This window comes from Hydrocoleum sp. CS-953 (genome assembly GCF_002260545.1).
In the GTDB taxonomy this organism is placed as follows: Bacteria; Cyanobacteriota; Cyanobacteriia; order Cyanobacteriales; family Microcoleaceae; genus Trichodesmium.
Genome location: NZ_LGSU01000672.1, coordinates 1 through 4,176, shown reverse-complemented (window position 1 = coordinate 4,176; position 4,176 = coordinate 1). Strand labels below are relative to the sequence as shown.

At 36.4% G+C, this 4,176-nt stretch carries 1 tRNA gene and 2 pseudogenes; 2 read left to right on the top strand and 1 reads right to left on the bottom strand.

Annotated elements, in window-relative coordinates:
* Positions 1-1,919: 1,919 nt before the first annotated feature.
* Positions 1,920-2,000 (bottom strand) — tRNA-Leu (locus tag AFK68_RS07675).
* Between the two features lie 319 nt (positions 2,001-2,319).
* Here AFK68_RS07675 and AFK68_RS38345 point away from each other — a divergent pair.
* Positions 2,320-3,230: pseudogene (locus AFK68_RS38345) on the top strand (biotin carboxylase N-terminal domain-containing protein); the annotation flags it as partial.
* Position 3,231: 1 nt separating this feature from the next.
* Positions 3,232-3,885, top strand: a pseudogene (locus AFK68_RS38340) (acetyl-CoA carboxylase biotin carboxylase subunit); the annotation flags it as partial.
* Positions 3,886-4,176: the final 291 nt, after the last annotated feature.

The following is a 4,176-nucleotide window of genomic DNA, read 5'->3' as shown; positions in this document are numbered from 1 at the left end:
ACTATAGTTTCTCTGGCAAAGTTATAGATGTAAAAATAGTAATAGAATATCACAATTATATTTATGAAATTACTATTTCAATCATCCTCTGAGTCTTAGGAAATATAACCACCTCAGCAAAACACCTCCTTGTATTTTGTTCCCTTGAACAGTAAATAAACTATAGCGCTATAGTTTCTGTGCCAAATAATTTCTGATTATTTGACCATTCAAAAATTATCAGTATCACCTGAAGGTAACTCAATAGATATCCTTGTATTTTCCTCCCTTAATTACTAATAATCTCTAGCACTATAGTTTCTCTGGCAAAGTTATAGATGTAAAAATAGTAATAGAATATCACAATTATATTTATGAAATTAGTATTTCGAGCATCCTCTGAGTCTTAGGAAATATACCCACCCAAGTCAAACAGTACCTTGTATTTTGCCACGTTGAACATTAAATAAACTATAGCGCTATAGTTTACCCGCCAAATATTTTCTGATTATTTGACCATTCAAAAATTATCAGTATCTAACATCAGATGCAACTCACTCAATAGATATCCTTGTATTTTTCTCCCTTAATTACTAATAATCTCTAACACTATAGTTTCTCTGGCAGAGTTATAGATGTAAAAATAGTAATAGAATATCAAAATTATATTTATGAAATTACTATTTGGGGCAAAAGTAGCGAAGCTGTCACCAGGGGCAATATAGAAATAAAGGTCTTGCTGCGTAAGCATTTCAGCCACTGTTCTTTTTCCGAGCGTGTCCAATAAAATATTGCACAACATGAGACATTTAAGTGAATTTATGTAAATGGCTAAAAAGCAGACACGGTAGTTATTTGACTAGCTCTTGCGTACCAAGTGCGCCACACTTTCAAGACCACTGAAAACTGCAATAATTTCTAGATTGCCCCTCATAGCAGCCTCGCTACTTTTTTCCCTACAAGTGTGCGGAGTGTCTCAGGGAGTAGAATCACATTTTATACCGTTAATAGCTAGTATACAGATGTTGTTCCACGCTTATACAACTATTAAAGTAAAGGTTTAGTTCTAGCTACAAAAATTTTATTATTAGAGTTCAAACTAAACCTATTTATGGATAAACAAAAATTGATGTATTTCAGATTACTTGCTTATAGCTATCCATTTTAAAGTCAGACTATACAATTACATCCAAATTTGATAAATAATTTTACTTAAATACACTTATCTTAATTTTCTTGTGTTTTCCATAAAACATATTTTCGATGAAACCATCTAACTCAGCTTTATTCATTAACTTACCTACTTCTATTAATTGTAGCGGCCTGTAGAGTAAGAAAATCTCACATTCCACACTTCATTGTGTAGTGCAGATCATTCCCAAGTCAAACAGTACCTTGTATTTTCCCACGTTGAACATTAAATAAACTATAGCGCTATAGTTTCTGTGCCAAATAATTTCTGATTATTTGACCATTCAGAAATTATCAGTATCACCTGAAGGTAACTCAATATATATCCTTGTATTTTCCTCCCTTAATTACTAATAATCTCTACAACTATAGTTTCTCTGGCAAAGTTATAGATGTCAAAACAGTAATAGAATATCAAAATTATATTTATGAAATTACTATTTCGCTCATCCTCTAAGTCTTAGGAAATATACCCACCCAAGTCAAACAGTACCTTGTATTTTGCCACGTTGAACATTAAATAAACTATAGCGCTATAGTTTCTGTGCCAAATAATTTCTGATTATTTGACCATTCAGAAATTATTAGCATCGTCCTTACCCAAGTAAAAGATTTCTAGACAGTTTCCGAAACAAAACACCAAATAAACTATAGCGCTACAGTTTTGACTCTCCATATCTAATCTTAATTCCTTAGTCCAAAAAAGAGAAAATCAGAGGTTAAACTAATAACCCCTGACTATTCTCTTATGCGGATGGCGAGACTCGAACTCGCAAGGCAAAGCCACACGCACCTCAAGCGTGCGCGTATACCAATTCCGCCACACCCGCTTTAGTTAGCATTATGTCAACTAAACTTCTATAAAATATTAGAATTTTAGCTAACAATATACAATAATAACATAAAATTCTGGAATGTCTACAATAAATTTTCTCAAATCTTTGTTGATATAGCAGTCCTCTTTAATCATAGTAAGAATGTAGGGGTGAATAGCCAGCCATTCACCCGTACTAGCTTCTGACCCAAAAATAAGGTCAATAGCCTTCCCTTTCCCAGGGATAAAAAAAATAAACTTTGGTATTTCAACCCTCTGACTTTAACCAGAGATACTGATAACTGATAACTGATAACTGATAACTGATAACTGATATGCGGTTCTCTAAAATCCTAATAGCCAACCGAGGCGAAATAGCCCTACGCATTCTCCGCACCTGCGAAGAAATGGGCTTATCTACCATAGCCGTCCATTCAACCATAGACCGCCACGCCCTCCATGTACAAATGGCAGACGAAGCAGTTTGTATTGGTGAACCTACCAGCAGCAAAAGCTACCTCAATATCCCCAACATTATCTCCGCTGCCTTAACTCGTGATGCATCTGCCATCCATCCAGGTTATGGCTTTCTGGCGGAAAATGCCCGATTTGCAGAAATCTGTGCTGACCACGACATTGCTTTTATAGGCCCATCACCAGAGGGAATGCGGGCAATGGGGGACAAATCTACAGCCAAAGAAACCATGCAAAAAGCCGGAGTTCCTACAGTTCCTGGAAGTGACGGTATTTTAACAGATGAAAAAGAAGTAGTAGCGATCGCCGAAAAAATCGGCTTTCCTCTAATGATTAAAGCTACTGCTGGAGGTGGGGGACGAGGTATGAGACTGGTTCGCCAAGCTGAGGAACTGACAAAATTATTTCAAGCTGCCCAAGGAGAAGCAGAAGCAGCTTTTGGCAACCCTGGAGTTTACATAGAGAAATTCATTGAACGCCCCCGTCACATTGAATTTCAAATCTTAGCTGATAGTTACGGAAATGTAATTCACCTAGGAGAAAGAGACTGTTCAATTCAGCGTCGCCATCAAAAGCTACTCGAAGAAGCTCCAAGTCCAGCATTAAATCCTAAACTTCGACAAAAAATGGGCGAAGCAGCGGTTAAGGCAGCCAAGTCTATCAACTATATTGGTGCTGGTACGGTGGAATTTCTCCTAGACCAGTCTGGTCAATTCTACTTTATGGAGATGAATACTAGAATTCAAGTAGAACATCCAGTCACAGAAGTAATNCGCCATCAAAAGCTACTCGAAGAAGCTCCAAGTCCAGCATTAAATCCTAAACTTCGACAAAAAATGGGCGAAGCAGCGGTTAAGGCAGCCAAGTCTATCAACTATATTGGTGCTGGTACGGTGGAATTTCTCCTAGACCAGTCTGGTCAATTCTACTTTATGGAGATGAATACTAGAATTCAAGTAGAACATCCAGTCACAGAAGTAATTACAGGACTTGATTTAATTGCCGAACAAATTAAAATTGCCCAAGGAGAGAAATTACCACTAAATCAAAAACAGATAAACTTTAATGGTCATGCCATAGAATGTCGGATTAACGCCGAAGACCCAGACCACAATTTTCGTCCCAATCCAGGTCGTATTAGTGGATATCTACCACCAGGAGGGCCTGGAGTCAGGATGGACTCTCATGTTTATACAGATTACGAGATTCCACCCTATTATGATTCCTTGATTGGTAAATTAATAGTCTGGGGACACGACCGTCCTACTGCTATTCAGAGAATGAAACGTGCTTTGAGAGAATGTGCTGTTACAGGAGTTCCGACTACTATAGGTTTTCATCAAAGAATTCTAGAGACACCAGAATTTATTGGTGGGGAAGTCTATACTAATTTTGTTGAAAATATGATGAACAAAGAAGCAAAATAATCCTAAGATAATCGGTAAGAAGTTTGCTTTAATAAGGGATTCAAAAATTTAGGTATTCTTGTCTTTATGATCAACTTAAAAGTTGAAAAAAACTTGAATATAGCTATCCTTAGAGATTATTGGCAAAGGAAATATAAAAAGGAGATAGGGAACATTTCATTAATTGATAATTGATAATAGATAATTGATAATTACCTCTGGTTAAAACCGCTACGGAATTGAAGATAAGGAAATTCAAGATCACTTTTTTCTCTTGAAATCGAAGGCTTTATACCTTGATTTTTCGGTAAT